General features: G+C 60.5%; 15 protein-coding genes and 1 pseudogene. 7 read left to right on the top strand and 9 right to left on the bottom strand.

Translation table 11 applies throughout. From position 1 onward, the window contains the following. Positions 1 to 8 precede the first annotated feature (8 nt). The 6 genes from ACF0H7_RS18080 (at position 9) to ACF0H7_RS18055 (ending at position 5,027) form a co-directional block, all read left to right on the top strand. Positions 9 to 671, top strand: a complete 663-nt coding sequence (locus ACF0H7_RS18080; protein WP_397448268.1) for an amino acid ABC transporter permease — start codon at positions 9 to 11, stop codon at positions 669 to 671. Further along, positions 668 to 1,456 carry an amino acid ABC transporter ATP-binding protein gene (locus tag ACF0H7_RS18075; RefSeq protein WP_397448267.1) on the top strand — a complete coding sequence of 263 codons (789 nt, stop codon included), beginning with the start codon at positions 668 to 670 and terminating at the stop codon, positions 1,454 to 1,456. The genes ACF0H7_RS18080 and ACF0H7_RS18075 overlap by 4 nt, the downstream gene beginning before the upstream one ends. Before the next feature lie 42 nt (positions 1,457 to 1,498). After that, positions 1,499 to 1,891: a RidA family protein gene (locus ACF0H7_RS18070; RefSeq protein ID WP_397448266.1), complete on the top strand. Its 393-nt coding sequence runs from the start codon at positions 1,499 to 1,501 to the stop codon at positions 1,889 to 1,891. 172 nt (positions 1,892 to 2,063) lie between these two features. After that, positions 2,064 to 2,828: an IclR family transcriptional regulator gene (locus ACF0H7_RS18065; RefSeq protein ID WP_397448265.1), complete on the top strand. Its 765-nt coding sequence runs from the start codon at positions 2,064 to 2,066 to the stop codon at positions 2,826 to 2,828. Between the two features lie 34 nt (positions 2,829 to 2,862). Further along, entirely contained in the window at positions 2,863 to 4,068 is a 1,206-nt protein-coding gene (locus ACF0H7_RS18060; protein WP_397448264.1) for an amino acid deaminase, read from the top strand. 20 nt (positions 4,069 to 4,088) lie between these two features. Next, positions 4,089 to 5,027, top strand: a complete 939-nt coding sequence (locus ACF0H7_RS18055) for a sugar kinase (protein WP_397448263.1) — start codon at positions 4,089 to 4,091, stop codon at positions 5,025 to 5,027. Positions 5,028 to 5,135: 108 nt separating this feature from the next. Here ACF0H7_RS18055 and ACF0H7_RS18050 read toward each other — a convergent pair whose 3' ends face one another. Then, a complete protein-coding gene (locus ACF0H7_RS18050; RefSeq protein ID WP_397448262.1) occupies positions 5,136 to 5,411 on the bottom strand; it encodes a peptidylprolyl isomerase in 276 nt (91 codons plus the stop codon). Positions 5,412 to 5,554: 143 nt separating this feature from the next. On the opposite strand from ACF0H7_RS18050, the pseudogene ACF0H7_RS18045 reads away from it, so the two are divergent. Beyond that, positions 5,555 to 6,719 (top strand): annotated as a pseudogene (locus ACF0H7_RS18045) (PilT/PilU family type 4a pilus ATPase). Between the two features lie 6 nt (positions 6,720 to 6,725). Here the strand turns inward: ACF0H7_RS18045 and ACF0H7_RS18040 are convergent. The 8 genes from ACF0H7_RS18040 to ACF0H7_RS18005 all read right to left on the bottom strand — a co-directional run bounded on the left by ACF0H7_RS18040 (position 6,726) and on the right by ACF0H7_RS18005 (position 18,222). After that, positions 6,726 to 8,681 carry an acetoacetate--CoA ligase gene (locus ACF0H7_RS18040; protein WP_397448261.1) on the bottom strand — a complete coding sequence of 652 codons (1,956 nt, stop codon included), beginning with the start codon at positions 8,679 to 8,681 and terminating at the stop codon, positions 6,726 to 6,728. Between the two features lie 20 nt (positions 8,682 to 8,701). Then, a complete protein-coding gene (locus ACF0H7_RS18035; protein WP_397448260.1) occupies positions 8,702 to 9,487 on the bottom strand; it encodes a 3-hydroxybutyrate dehydrogenase in 786 nt (261 codons plus the stop codon). A gap of 10 nt (positions 9,488 to 9,497) precedes the next feature. Continuing rightward, a complete protein-coding gene (locus ACF0H7_RS18030) occupies positions 9,498 to 10,889 on the bottom strand; it encodes a GntP family permease (RefSeq protein WP_397448259.1) in 1,392 nt (463 codons plus the stop codon). 262 nt (positions 10,890 to 11,151) lie between these two features. Next, positions 11,152 to 12,564, bottom strand: a complete 1,413-nt coding sequence (locus tag ACF0H7_RS18025) for a sigma-54 interaction domain-containing protein (RefSeq protein ID WP_397448258.1) — start codon at positions 12,562 to 12,564, stop codon at positions 11,152 to 11,154. A 111-nt stretch (positions 12,565 to 12,675) separates the two neighbouring features. Further along, a complete protein-coding gene (locus ACF0H7_RS18020) occupies positions 12,676 to 14,283 on the bottom strand; it encodes an ABC transporter ATP-binding protein (protein WP_397448257.1) in 1,608 nt (535 codons plus the stop codon). Further along, the gene (locus tag ACF0H7_RS18015) at positions 14,261 to 15,283 is read right to left on the bottom strand and encodes an ABC transporter permease (protein WP_397448256.1); all 1,023 of its coding nucleotides are present in this window, start codon (positions 15,281 to 15,283) and stop codon (positions 14,261 to 14,263) included. Before ACF0H7_RS18015 ends, ACF0H7_RS18020 begins: the two co-directional genes overlap by 23 nt. Next, entirely contained in the window at positions 15,283 to 16,353 is a 1,071-nt protein-coding gene (locus ACF0H7_RS18010) for a microcin C ABC transporter permease YejB (protein WP_397448255.1), read from the bottom strand. Before ACF0H7_RS18010 ends, ACF0H7_RS18015 begins: the two co-directional genes overlap by 1 nt. After that, positions 16,354 to 18,222, bottom strand: coding sequence for an extracellular solute-binding protein (locus ACF0H7_RS18005; protein WP_397448254.1), 1,869 nt, complete (start codon positions 18,220 to 18,222; stop codon positions 16,354 to 16,356). Positions 18,223 to 18,443 lie beyond the last annotated feature (221 nt).

Below are 18,443 nucleotides of genomic sequence, written 5' to 3'. Positions count from 1 at the left end.
GCCTTTACATGTACGAAGCCCATAGCTGGCTGCAAGAGTTGTGGATTGCCCGCGAAACCTTGCTCTCAGGCTTTTTGACCAGCATCGAGTGTTCGGCGCTGGCAATCATCTGCGGCACGGTGATCGGCATGTTTGCCGGTCTGGTGCTGACCTACGGCAATGTCTGGAGTCGTCTGCCGTTTCGGTTTTACGTCGACCTGATCCGCGGTACCCCGGTGTTTGTGCTGGTGTTGGCGGTGTTTTACATGGCGCCGGCATTGGGCTGGCAGATCAGCGCATTCCAGGCCGGTGCGCTGGGCCTGACGCTGTTCTGCGGTTCCCACGTGGCGGAGATTGTGCGTGGCTCGTTGCAGGCGATTCCCCGTGGCCAACTGGAAGCGGGCAAGGCCATCGGCCTGACGTTCGGCCAATCGCTGAGTTACGTGCTGTTGCCTCAGGCGTTGCGGCAAATCCTGCCGACCTGGGTCAATTCGTCGACCGAGATCGTCAAGGCCTCGACCCTGCTGTCGGTGATCGGCGTCGCCGAGTTGCTGCTGAGCACGCAGCAGATCATCGCCCGTAACTTCATGACCCTGCAGTTTTACCTGTTCGCCGGTTTTCTCTTTTTCATCATCAACTACGCCATCGAGCTTCTCGGACGGCACATCGAAAAACGGGTGGCCTTGCCATGACACCGACTCAAACCGCTACCACCCCTGCGTTGCTGAGCATCGAAGGGCTGCATAAATCCTACGGCGACGTAGAAGTGCTCAAGGGCGTCGACCTGCGCATGCAGCGCGGCAACGTCGTGACGCTGATCGGCTCCAGTGGCTCGGGCAAGACCACCTTGTTGCGTTGCGTCAACTTGCTGGAAGAGTTCCAGGGCGGGCACATCCGTCTAGACGGCCAGGACATCGGCTACAGCGACATCAATGGCAAACGCGTGCGTCACCCGGAAAAAGTCATTGCCCAGCATCGTTCGATGACCGGCATGGCGTTCCAGCAGTTCAACCTGTTTCCGCACCTCAGCGCCTTGCAGAATGTCACCCTCGGCCTGCTGAAAGTGAAAAAACTGCCCAAGGATCAGGCCGTGGCGCTGGCCGAGAAATGGCTGGAGCGGGTCGGTTTGTACGATCGGCGCAATCACTTTCCGGGGCAGTTGTCCGGTGGTCAGCAACAGCGGGTGGCGATTGCTCGGGCCATTGCGATGAACCCAAGCCTGATGCTGTTCGACGAAGTGACCTCGGCACTCGACCCGGAACTGGTCGGCGAAGTGTTGGCCGTGATCAAGGGCCTGGCGGAAGAGGGGATGACCATGTTGCTGGTGACCCACGAAATGCGCTTCGCCTATGAAGTGTCGGATCAGATTGTGTTCATGAACCAAGGTCGAATCGAAGAACAAGGCCCACCCAAGGCATTGTTCGAACAGCCAAAGTCGGCGCGTTTGGCGGAATTCCTGAAGAATATTCGTTTCTAGTCGTTCATTCATTTTTGCCTAATTATTTGTAGGAGACACCCCATGAGCATCACTCGATATGGCACCGGAAGTACCGCCGGCGGTGGCCAGCCCCGTCCTTTCGCCCGTGCAGTCGAAGCCGATGGCTGGCTGTACGTGTCCGGCCAGGTGCCTGCGGAAAACGGCGAGATCATCATTGGCGGGATCGTCGAGCAAACCCATCAGACCATGAAAAACCTGATCGCGATCCTCGCTGAAGCCGGTTATGGCCTGGAAGACGTGGTGCGCACTGGCGTATGGCTGGAAGACCCACGGGATTTCTGGAGCTTCAACAAGGTGTTTTCCGAATACTTCGCCAGCGAACACGCCCCGGCCCGCGCTTGTGTGCAGGCGATGATGATGGTGGATTGCAAGGTCGAGATCGATTGCGTGGCCTACAAGAAACCCAAGGCGTAACACTGACTTGTAGGAGCTGCCGCAGGCTGCGATCGGCGGCGCAGCGGCCGCATGGTTTGCGCATTGAAAGCCGTTCCGGCTTTATCGCAGCCTTCGGCAGCTCCTACAAAAAGCGGCATCAGGGGTAGAATGCGCGGCATTTGTTCAAGACAGTTTATTGAGTAATGCGACCATGACCGAAGACACCATCAAGCGCCGGGCCAAAGGGCTGGATCGGGCGTTCGATATTCTCGATTTTCTCAAGGAGAAAGGCGCGCCGCTACGCCCGAACGAAATCGCTACCGGCATCGGCAGCCCGAAGTCGACGGTTTACGAGTTGGTCAGTTCGCTGCTGGAACGGCGGATTCTGGAGACCGTGGGCAAGGACGGGCATGTGTTCCTTGGTCGGCAGTTGTACTTCCTCGGCCAGGCGCACTTGCGGCATTTCGATTTCACCCGTGAAGCCGAAGTCTCGTTGTCCGAGATCGTCAGCCAGACCCGGGAAACCGCGCAGATGTGCCTGCTCAATGGGCGCAAATACACCGTGGCGTTGATGAAGGAAGGCGAGCGGCATTTCCGCATTTCGTCCGATATCGGCGAGGACGCGCCGATCCCGTGGACAGCGTCCGGGCGCTTGCTGCTCGGGCACATGAGCGATCAGCAAATCATCGACCTGATCGACACCGAGGACTACATCCTGCCCGGTGGCGAACGTCTGCCGGTGGAGACCTTTCTCGGCCAGATTCGCAAGGCCAGTGAAGAAGGCTTCTTTTCCTTCGACAGCGTGGCCGACACCTTCACCCATTGCTTCGCCGCACCGGTCAACGACGAGCGCGGCATTTGCATTGCCACCCTGTGCATCGTCGCGCCGCGTGCCGATGCGAAAAACAATTACAGCGACTACCGGCGGGTGCTGATCGACAGCGCCAACGGTCTTGCGCGTAGAGTCAACGAATAGCGCGGCGGATGTCGCGCTGATCAAGGAGAACATCATGACCTTTGCAGCAGTAGAAAAGGGCGCCGCCAACCCCGGCGACAGTCTGGTTCGCGATGTCAGCCTGCCGGCGCTGGTGATTCATCAGCAGGCGTTGGAGCACAACATTCGCTGGATGCAGACCTTTGTCAGCAACAGCGGCGCGGAACTGGCGCCCCACGGCAAGACCAGCATGGTCCCGGCACTGTTTCAGCGTCAGTTGGAACAAGGCGCCTGGGCGATCACCCTGGCCACCGCCGTGCAAACCCGTGCAGCTTATGCCCATGGGGTACGCCGGGTGCTGATGGCCAACCAGTTGGTCGGCACGCCGAACATGGCGCTGATCGCCGACCTGCTGCAAGACACCATGTTTGATTTCCACTGCATGGTCGATCACCCGGACAACGTCGCGGCGTTGGGCGAGTACTTCGCCAGCCGCGGCCTGCGCCTGAACGTGATGATCGAATACGGCGTGCCGGGCGGTCGTTGCGGCTGCCGCACCGAGCAGGAAGTGCTGGCCCTGGCCGATGCCATCGCCGCCCAGCCAGCGCTGGCCCTGACCGGCATCGAAGGTTACGAAGGCGTGATCCATGGCGACCAGGCCGTGGCCGGGATCAAGGCGTTTGCCGCGTCGCTGGTGCGTCTGGCGGTGGAACTGCAAGACAAAGGCGCATTTGCCCTGGATCGGCCGATTGTCACGGCCTCCGGTTCTGCGTGGTACGACCTGATCGCCGAAGCCTTCGATGCCCAGGCGGTACGCGAGCGCTTCCTCAGCGTGCTGCGCCCCGGCAGTTACGTGGTGCACGACCACGGCATCTATAAGGACGCGCAATGCTGCGTGCTCGACCGGCGTGCCGAGTTGACCGAAGGTCTGCGCCCGGCGCTGGAAGTGTGGGCCCACGTGCAGTCGATGCCGGAACCGGGTTTTGCCGTGATTGCCTTGGGCAAGCGCGACGTGGCGTTCGATGCCGGGATGCCGAATCCACTGTTGCGTTTCCGCGCGGGTGTGTTGCCGGCCAAGGGCGAAGACGTCAGCGCCTGCAAGGTCACGGCGGTAATGGACCAGCACGCGTTCATGACGATTGCGCCGGGCTGCGAGCTGAAAGTCGGCGACATCATTTCCTTCGGCACTTCGCACCCTTGCCTGACGTTCGACAAGTGGCGTGAAGGCTGTCTGGTGGACGACAACCTGCAGGTCATCGAAAGCTTCGACACCTGTTTCTAAGCCAAGGATCTTGACCGCTGATGAGCCAATTGATCAGTCACCCCAACCCCCGCGTCGCCCTGATCGGCGAATGCATGATCGAGTTGCAGCAGCACGCCAATGGCACGCTGCAGCAGAGTTTTGGCGGCGACACGCTGAACGCGGCGGTGTACCTGGTGCGCACGCTGGGTACCACGGCGCGGGTGGATTACGTCACCGCGCTGGGCGACGACAGTTTCAGCGACGCCATGTGCAAGAGCTGGGCAGACGAAGGCCTCGGCCTGAGCCGGGTCCAGCGTTTGCCGGGGCGGCTGCCGGGGCTGTATTGCATCCAGACCGACGCCAAGGGCGAGCGGCGTTTCCTCTACTGGCGCAACGAAGCCGCAGTGCGCGATTGCTTCACCACTCCGGCGGCGGCGCCGATTCTGGCGGCGCTGCCGACCTACGATGTGCTGTATTTCAGTGGCATCACCCTCGCGGTACTGGGCGGACAAGGCCGGGCGCGCTTGTTGGCGGTGCTGATCGAGGCCCGAGCGCGCGGCGCGCGGGTGGCGTTCGACAACAACTACCGGCCGCGGCTGTGGGCCAGTGCGGAACAGGCTCGGGAGGTGTATCGGGCGTTCTTTGCGCATATCGACCTGGCGCTGGTGACTGAGGACGATGAGCAGGCGCTGTTTGGCTACAGCGATTCCGAACAGTTGCTGGCGGCGTATCGGCAGTTGGGCATCAGTGAAGTGGTGGTCAAGCGTGGTGCGGAGAGTTGTCTGGTGGAGTCGTCGGGCGACCGATTCGAGATTGCGGCGCAGGTGGTTCAGCGGGTGGTCGACACCACGGCAGCGGGAGATTCGTTCAGCGCGGCGTATCTGGCCAGTCGGCTGAAAGGCCTGAGCCCGGTGCAAGCGGCCGAGGCGGGGCATCGGTTGGCAAGTACCGTCATCCAGCATCCCGGCGCGCTGATCCCGAAAAGTGTGATGCCATAGATCGCGCTCCCTGTAGGAGCGAACTTGTTCGCGAGGCAGTTTATCTGGCACACCGCGTTAAGCCTCTCGCTAACAAGTTAGCTCCTACAGTGAATGGTGATACGGCCTTCAATCCCGATAAAACACCTGAACCAGGTGATAGCCGAACTTGCTCTTGATCGGCCCATGCACCACGCGCACCGGTTTTTTGAAGATAATCTGATCGATCGCACCGACCATCTGCCCCGGTCGCACTTCACCCAGGTCGCCGCCGCGTTTGCCGGAGGGGCAGGTGGAGTACTTTTTGGCCAACACATCGAACGCTTCGCCCTTGGCGATACGCTGTTTGAGTTGTTCGGCCTCTTCGGCGGTTTTCACCAGAATGTGGCGGGCGAGTGCTTTCATGTCACGGGGCGGTCCTGAAAAATCGGTGGCTATTATGCCTGTCCCTGATCATTTACACCCAAGTTGTGCGCCAGAAGGCATTATCGGTTTGCACCAGAACCCTTATCACGCCAAGCTGTAACCTTTTTCTAGGGATGCTGTTCATGGATTTCCCAGCGCTGTTGAAGATTCTGGCCAGCCAGGACGGATCGGACCTTTACCTGTCGACCGGCGCGCCGCCCTGCGCCAAATTCAACGGCGTACTCAAGCCGCTCAGCAGTGAAGCCTTGAAGCCCGGCGATGTCGCTGCCGTTGCCGAGGGCATCATGGATGCCGAGCAGCGTCTGGAATTCGAGCGCGAGCTGGAGATGAACCTGGCGGTCTCGCTGCCGGGCATCGGGCGCTTCCGGATCAATATCTTCAAGCAGCGCAACGAAGTGTCCCTCGTCGCCCGTAACATCAAGCTGGATATTCCGCGTTTCGAAGACTTGAAACTGCCGGAAATCCTGCTCGACGTGATCATGGAAAAACGCGGCCTGGTGCTGTTCGTCGGTGCCACCGGCTCAGGCAAGTCCACCTCGTTGGCGGCCTTGATCGACTACCGCAACCGCCACGCCAGCGGGCACATCATCACCATCGAAGACCCGGTGGAGTTCATCCACAAACACAAGAAATCGATCATCAACCAGCGCGAAGTCGGGGTCGACACTCGCAGCTTCCACGCCAGCGCTGAAGAACACCCTGCGCCAGGCGCCGGACGTGATCCTGATCGGCGAGATCCGTGACCGCGAAACCATGGAGCATGCGCTGGCCTTTGCCGATACCGGACATTTGGCGATTTCCACGTTGCACGCCAACAACGCCAACCAGGCGCTGGACCGGATCATCAACTTCTTCCCCGAAGACCGGCGTCCACAGCTGCTGCATGACTTGGGCAACAACCTTAAGGCCTTCGTTTCCCAGCGTCTGGTCAAGACCCCGGACGGCAAACGCCGCGCGGCGGTGGAGGTGATGCTCGGCACGCCGACCGTTCGCGACTTCATCCAGCGCAACGAGCTGACCGAGCTCAAGGGCATCATGGAGAAGTCGGCCAACCTTGGCATGCAGACCTTCGACAGTGCGCTGTACGAGCTGGCCGTGGAAGGCGCGATCAGCGAAGAGGAAGCGCTGAAGAACGCTGACTCGACCAACAACGTGCGTCTGCGCTTGAAGCTGCACAAGGAAAACGGTCACGCCGGCAAGATCACCTCTGCGCCCGCCGCCCCGGAGCCTGCCGCCGAGCTGGACATGAGCAAATGGGGCCTGCTGGACGAACGCGAAGGCGGCTGACAGCGGTTAGCGGCTGAGCTCGTCCAGATCGCGAAACTGCGCCAGCACTTCGGGGTTGGCCAGGGCATCGGTGTTTTTCACCGGTTGCCCGTGGACCACATTGCGCACCGCCAGCTCCACCACCTTGCCGCTGAGGGTGCGCGGAATGTCGGTCACCGCGATGATCTTCGCCGGTACGTGGCGCGGGGTGGTGTTGTCGCGGATCATCTCGCGGATTTTAAGCTCGAGCGCCTTGTCCAGTTGCAGATCGTCATGCAACTGCACGAACAGCACCACCCGCACATCGTCTTTCCACTGCTGACCGATAACCACGCAGTCGCGCACTTCAGCGACTTTCTCCACCTGCCGGTAAATCTCGGCGGTGCCGATGCGCACGCCGCCGGGGTTGAGCACCGAGTCTGAGCGACCGTGAATGATCAGGCTGCCATTGGCCGTTTCTTCGGCGTAATCGCCGTGGGCCCATACGCCGGGAAACTGCGCGAAATAGGTGGCACGCAAGCGTTCTTGCAGCGGGTCGTTCCACAGGCCGATCGGCATCGCCGGGAAGTGTTGGGTGCAGACCAGTTCGCCTTTCTGGCCGATCACCGGCTGGCCGTCGTCGTTCCAGATTTGCACGGCCATGCCCAGCCCTTTGCACTGCATTTCGCCGCGATAAACCGGCAGCACCGGGTTGCCGACGACGAAGCAGGAAACGATGTCGGTGCCGCCGGAAATCGATGACAGGCACAGCTCGCTCTTGATCTCGCGGTACACGTATTCATAGCAGTGCGCCGAGAGCGGTGAGCCGGTGGAGAGAATGGTCTTGAGGCTGTCGAAGTGGTGATTCAGGCGTGGCTTGATCTCATGGCTTTCCAGTTCGCCAAGGTATTTGGCGCTGGTGCCGAACACGGTGATGCCTTCGGCGTCGATCATGTCCATCAGGCGTTGCGAGCGCGGGTAAAACGGCGAGCCGTCGTACAGCACCACGGTGGCGCCCAACGCCAGGCCGGAGACCAGCCAGTTCCACATCATCCAGCCGCAGGTGGTGTAGTAAAACAGACAGTCGTCGCGACCGAGGTCGGTGTGCAGGCCAAGCTCCTTGATGTGTTGCAGCAACACGCCGCCGGTGCTGTGGATGATGCATTTCGGCACGCCGGTGGTGCCGCTGGAATAGAGGATGTACAGCGGGTGAGCGAACGGCACCGGCACGAAGAACGGCTCGCCAGAGGCGCTGTAGAAATCGTCCCACAGCGTGACCGTGGCGGCGGTCTGGAACTCGTCGACACGGGTTTGCGGGCGAGCGAAGGGCACGACGATCAGCTGTTGCAGGTCGGGCAGGCGCTGCAGAATGTCGTTGACCTTGGCGATCTGCTCGATGGATTTGCCGCCATAACGATAACCGGCGCAGACCAGCAGCACTTTCGGTTCGATCTGGCCGAAACGGTCGATCACGCCTTGGGTGCCAAAGTCCGGCGACGAACTGGACCAGATCGCGCCAAGGCTGGTGGTGGCCAGCATCGCCACCAAGGTTTGCCAGGCGTTGGGCATGCACGCCGCGACTCGATCACCGACCGTCACCCCGACCTCGCGCAGGCGCTGTTGCAGGCCGGCGACATGGGTCGCCAGTTCGGCGTAGCTGAGTTCGGTGCGTTGACGGTCTTCGGTGATCGAGATGATCGCGGGATGATCATCGCGGCGGCGCAGCAGGTGTTCGGCAAAGTTCAGCGTTGCGCCCGGAAACCACTGAGCGTCGGGCATCACCGCGCCTTCGATGAGCACATCGGTGGGCGGCTCATGAAACAAAATGCCGAAGCCCTCGGCCAGGGTTTGCCAGAAATCTTCGCGATGCTCGACGCTCCACTGGTGCAGCGCCGAGTAATCGCTTAACGACAGGTCATGCAGTTCGTTGACGTAATGCCGGAAGGCGTCCATGCGCGTCGCACTGATTCTCTCCTCGCTGGGGGTCCAAAGTGCTTCAGTCATGAGTCGCTCCATCCGGTTTTTTATTGTGCCAGCCAACCGCCATCGATGTTCCAGGCGGCGCCACGTACCTGGCTGCCAGCTTCGCTGCAGAGGAACAATACCAGTTCGCCCAGTTGCGGTGGAGTGACGAACTCCAGCGACGGTTGTTTTTCCGCCAGCAGATCATGCTTGGCCTTTTCCAGATCGCCGTCGGCGGCGGCCGCGCGGGTATCGATCTGCTGTTGTACCAACGGGGTCAGCACCCAGCCTGGGCAGATGGCGTTGCAGGTGATGTTGGTCGTAGCGGTTTCCAGTCCCACCACTTTAGTCAAACCAATCACACCGTGCTTGGCCGCGACATAGGCGGCTTTGCCCGTGGAGCCCACCAGGCCGTGGGTCGAGGCAATGTTGACGATCCGCCCCCAACCCTTGCTGCGCATGCCTGGCAGGCACAGGCGGGTGCTGTGGAACACCGACGACAGGTTGATCGAGATGATCGAGTCCCAGCGCTCCACTGGGAACTCTTCCACCGGCGACACGTACTGAATGCCGGCGTTGTTCACCAGAATGTCGATGCCGCCGAACTCGCGTTCGGCGTAGGCCACCATGTCGGCGATCTGTTCCACCTTGCTTACGTCGGCCGGGTGATGGCCGACTTTGCCGCCATCCTTGCCGGCCACGGCGGCGACTTCAGCCACGACGGCAGACGCGTCGCCGAAGCCGTTGAGAATCACGTTGGCGCCGGATTTGGCCAGGCTCAGCGCGATGCCGAGACCGATACCGCTGGTGGAGCCGGTGACCAATGCAGTTTTGCCTTGCAGACTCATGTTCTGTTCCTCAAACGATGCCAGTGGCGTAGAAGGTCCCGATCACAACGAAGACCGCGAGTGTTTTGATGATGGTGATGCTGAAAATATTGCGATAGGCCTCACGGTGGGTCAGGCCGGTGACCGCGAGCAAGGTGATTACTGCGCCGTTGTGCGGCAGGGTGTCCATGCCGCCGCTGGCCATGGCGGCGACCCGGTGCAGCACTTCCATGGGAATGTTGGCAGCGTGGGCGGCCGAGATGAAGCTGTCGGACATCGCCGCCAACGCGATGCTCATGCCACCTGATGCTGAGCCGGTAATGCCCGCGAGCAGGGTCACGGTCACCGCTTCATTGACCAGGGGGTTGGGAATGCTTTTCAGCCAGTCGGCCAGCACCAGAAAGCCTGGCAGTGAGGCGATCACTGCACCAAAGCCGTATTCCGACGCGGTGTTCATCGCCGCCAGCAGCGCACCGCCGACCGCGCTTTTGCTGCCTTCGGCCAGTTTGCCGCGCACGGTAGTGAAGCCAAACACCAGCACCACCAGAATGCCGACCAACAGCGCCGCTTCCACGGCCCAGATGGCGGTGATCTTGCCAATTTCGGTGGTGACCGGCGTAGCCATGCCCGGCAAGCTCAGGGTATGGGTTTTTCCGTACCACTGCGGAATCCACTGGGTGAACAGCAGGTTCATGATCCCCACCAGCAACAGCGGTGACAAGGCGATCCATGCGTTGGGCAGCTTGATGTCTTCAGCGGTTTCCGGCTCGTTGCGCAGGATGTTGCCGTAGCCTTCACCCGCGCGTTGCGCCTTGTTGCGCTGGCGTTGCAGGTAGAGCATGCCGGCGCAGAACACGAACAAGGTGCCGATCAGGCCTAGCCACGGTGCGGCCCAGGCGTTGGTGTTGAAGAAGGTGCTGGGGATGATGTTCTGGATCTGCGGGGTGCCGGGCAGGGCGTCCATGGTGAAGGAGAATGCACCCAGGGCGATGGTCGCCGGCAGCAGGCGCTTGGGGATATCACTCTGGCGAAACATCTCGGCGCCAAACGGGTACACCGCGAACACCACCACGAACAACGACACGCCGCCATAGGTGAGCAGGGCGCAGACCAGTACGATCACCAGCATCGCTTGTTTGGTGCCCAACAGGCGAATCGCGGCGGCGACGATCGAACGCGAGAAGCCCGACAGTTCAATTAGCTTGCCGAACACCGCGCCGAGCAGAAATACCGGGAAGTAGAGTTTGACGAAACCGACCATTTTCTCCATAAACACCCCGCTGAACGCAGGGGCGACGGCCGAAGGGTCGGTCAGCAACACCGCGCCGAGGGCGGCAATGGGGGCAAAGAGGATAACGCTGTAGCCGCGGTATGCAGCAAGCATCAGCAGCCCAAGGGCGGCCAAGGCGATGATTACACTCATTGAGTGTCTCCTGTTGTTATTGTTTTTTCTCTGCGGCGGGACCGCGCCTCAGACATAGCGAGTTTCGTGCCATTTCTGCAACTCTTTGAATTTATTGAATATTTAGCTAGTAAGTGGAATGAAGATTTGTGGTTTGTCTCTTGTCAGAGACATCGCGGGCAAGCCCGCTCCTACATGAGGACGATTATCCCTGTAGGAGCGGGCTCGCCCGCGATGACGTCCGTTCATCCGACCGAATTCTATAAAAAGAGATCAAGTCTCTTTAGTGAGACTCGACTATCCCCAGCGCTGCCATCTTTTTGTACAGCGTAGAGCGTCCCAGCCCGAGTTGCCGGGCGGTTTCGATGACATTTCCCTGACAGCGCGCCAGCGCCGCTTCGATCAACTGTCGATCAAAGTGTTCACGGGCGGCGCTGAAGGTTTCGACGGCGGCGGGGGCCGCAGGGAGGGGAGGTGTGCTGGGGGCAATCAACGTGCCGATGGCGGCGCGAATCTCGCCGGCATCCAGCACGCGGTCGTCACTCAGCAGTGCCGCGCGTTCGAGGACGTTGCGCAGTTCACGGATGTTGCCGGGCCAGGCGTGTTGGCTGAGGAGCGCGAGGGCGGCATGATCCAGTTCGTGCTGACTGTCCAGCTCTTCGAGGATCGCATCGCTGAGCGCGGGCAGGTCATCCAGCCGGTCGCGCAGTGGCGGCACCTGGATCGGCAACACATTGAGGCGGTAATACAGGTCGGCGCGGAATTCACCACGTTTGATCGCGGCTTCGAGGTCGGTTGAGGTGGCGGCGATCAGGCGCACGTCGCTTTGAATCACCTCGTTGGAGCCCACCGGTTCGTATTCCTTTTCCTGCAGCACGCGCAGCAACTTGCTTTGCAACGGCAGCGGCATGTCGCCGATCTCATCGAGAAACAGCGTGCCGCCCTGGGCAATTTTCAGTTTGCCGGGGCGACCTTTGCGATCAGCGCCGGTAAAGGCTCCGGGCGCGGTACCGAAAAACTCGGCTTCCAACAGCGCCTCAGGAATCGCCGCACTGTTAATGCTGACAAATGCTTTGTGCGCGCGCGGCGAGGCGCTGTGAATGGCGTGGGCCAGCAGTTCCTTGCCGGTGCCGGTCTCACCCAGCAGCAGCACTGGCGACTCGGCACTGGCGCTACGCCGGGCACGACGTTTGACCTCCAGGCTGGCGACGCTGGTGCCAATGAAGTGGGCAAAGCTGTACTTGGCCTGACGCGCACGCAGCAGAGAGCGGGTCGAGGCCAGTTCTTCCTGCATGCTCAGGTAGCGTTTCAGTAGGGGCGACAGCGCGTGCAGTTCGTCGAACAGGGCGAAGCCAATGGCACCGATAACGTGGCCGGCGTCGTCGTTGATCGGCAAACGCATCACCACCAACGGGTCTTTGGCGGTGTCCATCATGTCCAGCAGAATCGGCCGGCCGTTGCTGACCACGTCGCGTAGCAGACTGCCGGGGATCACCGCTTCGCAGGGTTGACCAATGGCCGCGCGAGCGTCCAGCAGGCCGAAACGCCGGGCGTAACGCTCGTTGATCCAGACGATGCGCGCCTCTTTGTCGACGATCACCGTGCCTTCGCTGGACTGCTCGATGATCTCGAACAGCGAGCGAATCGCCAACCGGCGTACGCGGCGGTAGTCCTTGAGGCTGTCGCTGTCTTTCATGAGAGTCTCGTGAACATCAAGATTTTCCTGTAGGAGCGAACTTGTTCGCGAGGCGGTGTGTCAGGTAAAACGCCTCGCGAACAAGTTCGCTCCTACAAGGAGGGTGGTGTGTCAGGAAAAACCTGGATGCGCCGCCGCCAGCAGTTCCTTGGTGTACGGATGCTGCGGCGCGTCGAACACGTCATGGCTGGCGCCGCGCTCGACCACTTTGCCGTCCTTGACCACGATCAGGTCGTGGGCTAATGCCTTGACCACCGCCAGATCATGGCTGATGAACAAATAGGTCAGCCCGTGCTTTTCCTGCAACTGACGCAGCAAGGCCACCACTTGTTTTTGCACCGTGCGGTCCAGCGCCGAAGTGGGTTCGTCGAGCAGGATCAGCGCCGGTTTCAGCACCAGCGCGCGAGCGATGGCGATCCGTTGGCGTTGGCCGCCGGAAAATTCGTGGGGGTAGCGATGGCGGCTTTGCGGGTCGAGGCCCACTTCCTCCAGCACCCGAATCACCTCGGCTTCGCATTGTTGCGCGCTGAGGTCGCTGTGCACTTCAAGGCCTTCGCTGATGATTTGTTGAACGGACATCCGCGGGCTGAGGCTGCCGTAGGGATCCTGGAACACCACCTGCATCTGTTTGCGCCACGGCTGCATCTGCTTTTGGCTGAGCTGATCCAGCGGCTGACCCTGGAAGCGAATGCTGCCACGCGATTCCACCAGGCGCAGGATCGCCTGGCCCAACGTCGACTTGCCGGAGCCGGATTCGCCAACAATGCCCAGGGTTTTGCCGCGTTCGATGCTCAGGCTGATGTCGTCCACCGCCTTGAGGTATTCCTGATGCCGGCGAAAAATCCCGCCACCCAATGAAAACCAGACGCGCAGATTATCCACCTGCAACACCTTCTCGCGGCCATCCCGAGGCAAGGGTTCGCCAGCCGGTTCTGCATCCAGCAGCAGGCGGCTATAGGGATGCTGCGGGTGCTTGAACAGCAAGTGGCAGTTGGATTGCTCGACGATTTCGCCGGCGCGCATCACGCACACTCGCTGGGCGATGCTGTGCACCAGGTTCAGGTCGTGGCTGATCAGCAACAGCGACATGTTCAGGCGTTGTTGCAGTTCCTTGAGCAGCAGCAGGATCTTGCGTTGTACCGTGACGTCGAGGGCGGTGGTTGGCTCGTCGGCGATCAGCAGCTCCGGCTCGCAAGCCAGCGCCATGGCGATCATCACCCGTTGCCGCTGGCCGCCGGACAGTTGGTGCGGATAGGCCTTGAGGCGCTTTTCCGGCTGCTTGATGTCGACCAACTCCAGCAGTTCGATAATCCGTCGTTGCGCTGCCTTGCCACTGATGCCCCGGTGCACCAACAAGGTCTCGCCGATCTGCTTGGCCACAGTGTGCAAGGGATTGAGCGAGGTCATCGGTTCCTGGAAGATCATGGCGATGCGGTTGCCACGAATCTCGCGCATGGTTTTGCCGTCGGCACCCAGCAGTTGCTGGCCGCGATAGCGAATGCTGCCCGACGACAGCGTGCCGGCCTGGGGCAACAGTTGCAGGATCGAATGCGCGGTCACCGATTTCCCGGAGCCAGATTCACCCACCAGTGCCAGGCATTCGCCGGCCGGGATGTCCAGGCTCAGATTGTTGACCACTATTTGCCCGTTGAAGGCGACCGTCAGGTCGCGAATTTCAATCAGGTTTTCCGACGAATCAGGACCTTGGGTCGAAAGCATCGCGCAGCGCCTCTCCGATAAAAACCAATAGGGACAGGATCAGTGCCAGGGTAAAGAACGCTGTCAGACCGAGCCACGGCGCTTGCAGGTTTTGCTTGCCTTGACCAATCAACTCACCCAGTGACGCACTGCCGGCCGGCATGCCGAAGCCGAGGAAGTCCAGGGCGGTGAGGGTGGAAATCGCGCCGGTCAAGATGAACGGCAAGTAGCTTAACGTTGCGTTCATCGCATTGGGCAGAATATGCCGCAGGATCACTTTGCGGTCATTCAGCCCCAGCGCGCGCGCGGCTTTGACGTATTCCAGATTGCGACCACGCAAGAACTCGGCGCGTACCACGTCCACCAGTGCCAGCCAGGAGAACAACGCCATGATTCCCAGCAGCCACCAGAAGTTCGGTTCGACGAAGCCCGACAGAATGATCAATAGGTACAGCACCGGCAATCCGGACCAGACTTCCAGCAACCGCTGCCCCAGCAGATCGACCCAGCCGCCGTAATAACCTTGCAGGGCGCCGGCAGCGATGCCGATCAGCGCGCTGATAAAAGTCAGGGCCAGGGCAAACAGAATCGACACCCGCGAACCGAAAATCACTCGGGCCAATACGTCGCGTGCTTCGTCATCGGTGCCCAGCCAGTTGGTGGTGGAGGGCGGGGTCGGCGACGGTTTATTGAGGTCGTAGTTGGGCGTGTCGTCGCTGAACGGGATCGGCGGAAACAGCATCCAGCCACCCTGATCAGCAATCAATTTGCGCACGTAATCGCTGCGGTAATCCGGCTGAAACGGCAGTTGACCGCCAAACGCCTGCTCGGTGTAGCGCTTGAGCGCCGGGAAATACAGCGAATGCTGGTAGCTGAGGATCAGCGGTTTGTCGTTGGCGATCAGCTCGCCACCCAGGCTGAGGATGAACAGCCCACAAAACAGCCACAGCGACCACCAGCCTCGACGGTTGTTGCGAAAGCGTTCAAAGCGTCGGCGCGCCAACGGGGACAGTCTGAACATCAGGCGTTCCTCGCGCTGAAATCAATACGGGGATCGACCAGGGTGTAACAGATATCGCCCACCAGTTTTATCAGCAGGCCGAACAGGGTGAAGATAAACAGCGAGCCGAACACCACCGGATAGTCTCGCGACACTGCAGCTTCGTAGCTCATGCGCCCGAGGCCATCGAGGGAGAAAATCACCTCGATCAGCAGCGAACCGGCGAAGAACACGCTGATGAACGCCTGGGGAATCCCGGCCACCACCAGCAGCATGGCGTTGCGGAACACATGACCGTAAAGCACCCGTTGCTCGCTGACGCCTTTGGCGCGGGCGGTGACCACGTATTGGCGGGTGACTTCATTGAGGAAGGAGTTCTTGGTGAGGATGGTCAGGGTGGCGAAACCACCGATCACCAGCGACGACACCGGCAATATCAAATGCCAGAAGTAATCGGCGACCTTGCCGAGGGTCGACATCTGCTCGAAGTTCTCCGAGACCAGGCCGCGCACCGGGAACCAGTTCAACGAGGTGCCACCGGCAAACACCACCACCAGCAACATGGCGAACAAGAAGGCCGGCATCGCGTAACCGATGATGATCGCGGTGCTGGTCCAGATGTCGAAATGACTGCCGTGTTTGACGGCCTTGCGGATCCCCAGCGGGATCGACACCAGGTAAGTGATCAGGGTCGCCCATAAGCCGAGTGAGATTGAGACCGGCATCTTTTGCAGGATCAGGTCGGTGACCTTGGCGCCGCGAAAGAAGCTGTTGCCGAAGTCGAGCCGGGCGTAGTTTTTCAGCATCAACCACATGCGCTCCAGCAGGGGTTTATCGAAACCGTACTGGCGTTCAATGTCTTTGATCAGCTTCGGATCGAGGCCACGGCTGGCGCGCGATACCGTGCTGCCGCTGTGGGATTCTGCGGGCACGCCGCCCACGGCGTTGGCCGAGCCAATGCCTTGCAGGCGGGCAATGGCCTGTTCTACCGGACCGCCAGGCGCGGCCTGGACGATAAAGAAGTTGACCAGCAGTATGGCGAACAAGGTCGGGATGATCAGCAGCAAGCGCCGCAACAGATAACCGAGCATTTAATGCACCTCCGCGGGGTTGGCAGAGTCGCCGCGTTTTTCCGCGAACTGCTCGGTGGTCAGTGGGGTCGGGCTGATTTCCCACCAGCTATCAATCGCTTCGCCGTTGGCTGCTTGAACCTTCGGAATGCCGAAGCGGTTCCACCAGACCGTGGACGAGCCCGGCGGGTAATAGTTGGGGATCCAGTAGTAGCCCCATTGCAGCACTCGGTCGAGTGCGTGGGCGTAGGTGATCATCGACGGTTTGTTCTCGGCCTTGACCAGTCCGGTGATCAGGCTGTCGACGGCCGGGTCCTGCAACACCATGTAGTTGTTCGAGCCGGGGTCCTTGGCGCCTTTGGAGCCGAAGCAGTTGTACAGCTCCAGGCCTGGCGACGAGGAGACCGGGTAGCCGGTGACGATCATGTCGTAGTCCCGTGCCATCACCCGGTTCAGGTACTGCGCGGCGTCGATCCGGCGGATGTCAAAGGTGATGCCGATCTGCGCCAGATTGCGTTTGTACGGCAGCAGCAAACGTTCAAATCCGGCCTGGCCGTTGAGGAAGGTGAAGGTGAACGGCTGGCCCTCGGCATTCACCAGGTGGTCGCCCTTGGGCATCCAGCCGGCTTCTTCCATCAGCTTCAGGGCTTCCAGCTGCTTGTCGCGGATAAACCCGGTGCCATCGGTTTTCGGCGTATGGAACACCGTGGTGAACACTTCTTCCGGGACTTGCCCACGCAGCGGTTCAAGGATTTTCAATTCATCGGCGTTGATCGGCTCATCAGCCGCCAGCGAGCTGTTGGAGAAGTAGCTGTTCTGGCGCACATAGACGTTGTGCATCATCTGCCGGTTGCTCCACTCGAAATCCCAGAGCATGGCCAGCGCCTGGCGCACACGGCGGTCCTTGAACATGGGGCGATCGAGGTTGAACACGAAACCTTGCGAGCTCTGGATTGCGCCGCGCGCCAAGTGAGCCTTTTGCAGGCGGCCTTCGCTCAGTGCCGGGCTGTCGTAACCAATGGAATAGCTGGTCGCCGAGTATTCGCGGTTGTAGTCGTAGGCACCGCCGCGCAGCACTTGGCGCGCGACGTCGGTGTCGCCGAAGTACTCGACACTGAATTGATCGAAGTTATAAAAGCCGCGACTGACCGGCAGGTCCTTGCCCCACCAGTCCTTGTCACGCTCGAAAGTGACGCTGCGCCCAGCGTCGATTTTGCTCACTTTATAAGGGCCACTGCCCAACGGCGCCTCGAAACCGCCGCCGCTGGCGAAGTCGCGGGTTTTCCACCAGTGCTCCGGAAACACCGGCAGCGAGGCCAGGTCCAGCGGCAGGGTGCGGTTTTCATTGTTCTTGAAGTCGAAACGAATCTGCGTCGGCGATTCCACTTCAACGCCTTTGACGTCTTCGAATTGCGTGCGGTATTGCAGGCTGCCCTGGGTCATCAGCAGGTCGTAGGTGTAGCGCACGTCTTCGGCGGTGATCGGCGTGCCGTCGGCGAAACGGGCCTTGGGGTTGAGCACGAAACGCAGGGACATGCCGTCCTTGCCGCGCTCCATGGTCTGTGCGACCAGTCCGTAGACGGTGTAGGGCTCGTCCAGCGAGCGCACGGCCAGCGGTGAGTAGATCAAGCCGCTGATTTGCGCGACGCCGGTGCCTTTGTCGATGTACGGCAGAATATGGTCGAACTGGCCGATTTCCTGCGCCGAACGACGCATGCTGCCGCCTTTGGGCGCGTCGGGGTTTGCGTAGTCAAAATGATTGAAGGCTGCGGGGTATTTGGGCGCTTCTCCGTACACGGTCAGGGCGTGTTCGGGGGCGGCGGCCACGGATTGCAATCCAGAAAGAACGGCTAGCGTTGCGACAATTAAAGAGGAAAAAACCAAACGCATTGCTCGAATCCTGACTGACATCCGCGAGCGAATCTCAGGGTTAAGGGTAAAAAAACCAAAACGGTCGAAAACCAGCTGGATTGTGGGCCGTCTTATGTCGAAGTGCTTATTTTGGGCGGCGGCTCGCTCACGATGCATCGACACATGAAGTTGCACAATGGGTTTTTCAACAAACAGGCACGAATGTCCTGAATGACACAGGTTTGGGGCCTGAAATCGGC

The sequence above is a fragment of the Pseudomonas sp. NA-150 genome, assembly GCF_044336365.1.
GTDB lineage: Bacteria > Pseudomonadota > Gammaproteobacteria > Pseudomonadales > Pseudomonadaceae > Aquipseudomonas.
Note: the sequence above shows the minus strand (reverse complement) of the source record. Positions and strands in the feature narration are given on the sequence as shown.

Coding starts and splice junctions, on each gene's coding strand:
- ACF0H7_RS18075 (WP_397448267.1), top strand. CDS start 668: ATGACACCGACTCAAACCGCTACCACCCCTGCGTTGCTGAGCATCGAA.
- ACF0H7_RS18005 (WP_397448254.1), bottom strand. CDS start 18,222: ATGCGTTTGGTTTTTTCCTCTTTAATTGTCGCAACGCTAGCCGTTCTT.
- ACF0H7_RS18050 (WP_397448262.1), bottom strand. CDS start 5,411: ATGAAAGCACTCGCCCGCCACATTCTGGTGAAAACCGCCGAAGAGGCC.
- ACF0H7_RS18055 (WP_397448263.1), top strand. CDS start 4,089: ATGAGCCAATTGATCAGTCACCCCAACCCCCGCGTCGCCCTGATCGGC.
- ACF0H7_RS18080 (WP_397448268.1), top strand. CDS start 9: ATGTACGAAGCCCATAGCTGGCTGCAAGAGTTGTGGATTGCCCGCGAA.
- ACF0H7_RS18035 (WP_397448260.1), bottom strand. CDS start 9,487: ATGAGTCTGCAAGGCAAAACTGCATTGGTCACCGGCTCCACCAGCGGT.
- ACF0H7_RS18020 (WP_397448257.1), bottom strand. CDS start 14,283: ATGCTTTCGACCCAAGGTCCTGATTCGTCGGAAAACCTGATTGAAATT.
- ACF0H7_RS18010 (WP_397448255.1), bottom strand. CDS start 16,353: ATGCTCGGTTATCTGTTGCGGCGCTTGCTGCTGATCATCCCGACCTTG.
- ACF0H7_RS18030 (WP_397448259.1), bottom strand. CDS start 10,889: ATGAGTGTAATCATCGCCTTGGCCGCCCTTGGGCTGCTGATGCTTGCT.
- ACF0H7_RS18070 (WP_397448266.1), top strand. CDS start 1,499: ATGAGCATCACTCGATATGGCACCGGAAGTACCGCCGGCGGTGGCCAG.
- ACF0H7_RS18025 (WP_397448258.1), bottom strand. CDS start 12,564: ATGAAAGACAGCGACAGCCTCAAGGACTACCGCCGCGTACGCCGGTTG.
- ACF0H7_RS18015 (WP_397448256.1), bottom strand. CDS start 15,283: ATGTTCAGACTGTCCCCGTTGGCGCGCCGACGCTTTGAACGCTTTCGC.
- ACF0H7_RS18060 (WP_397448264.1), top strand. CDS start 2,863: ATGACCTTTGCAGCAGTAGAAAAGGGCGCCGCCAACCCCGGCGACAGT.
- ACF0H7_RS18040 (WP_397448261.1), bottom strand. CDS start 8,681: ATGACTGAAGCACTTTGGACCCCCAGCGAGGAGAGAATCAGTGCGACG.
- ACF0H7_RS18065 (WP_397448265.1), top strand. CDS start 2,064: ATGACCGAAGACACCATCAAGCGCCGGGCCAAAGGGCTGGATCGGGCG.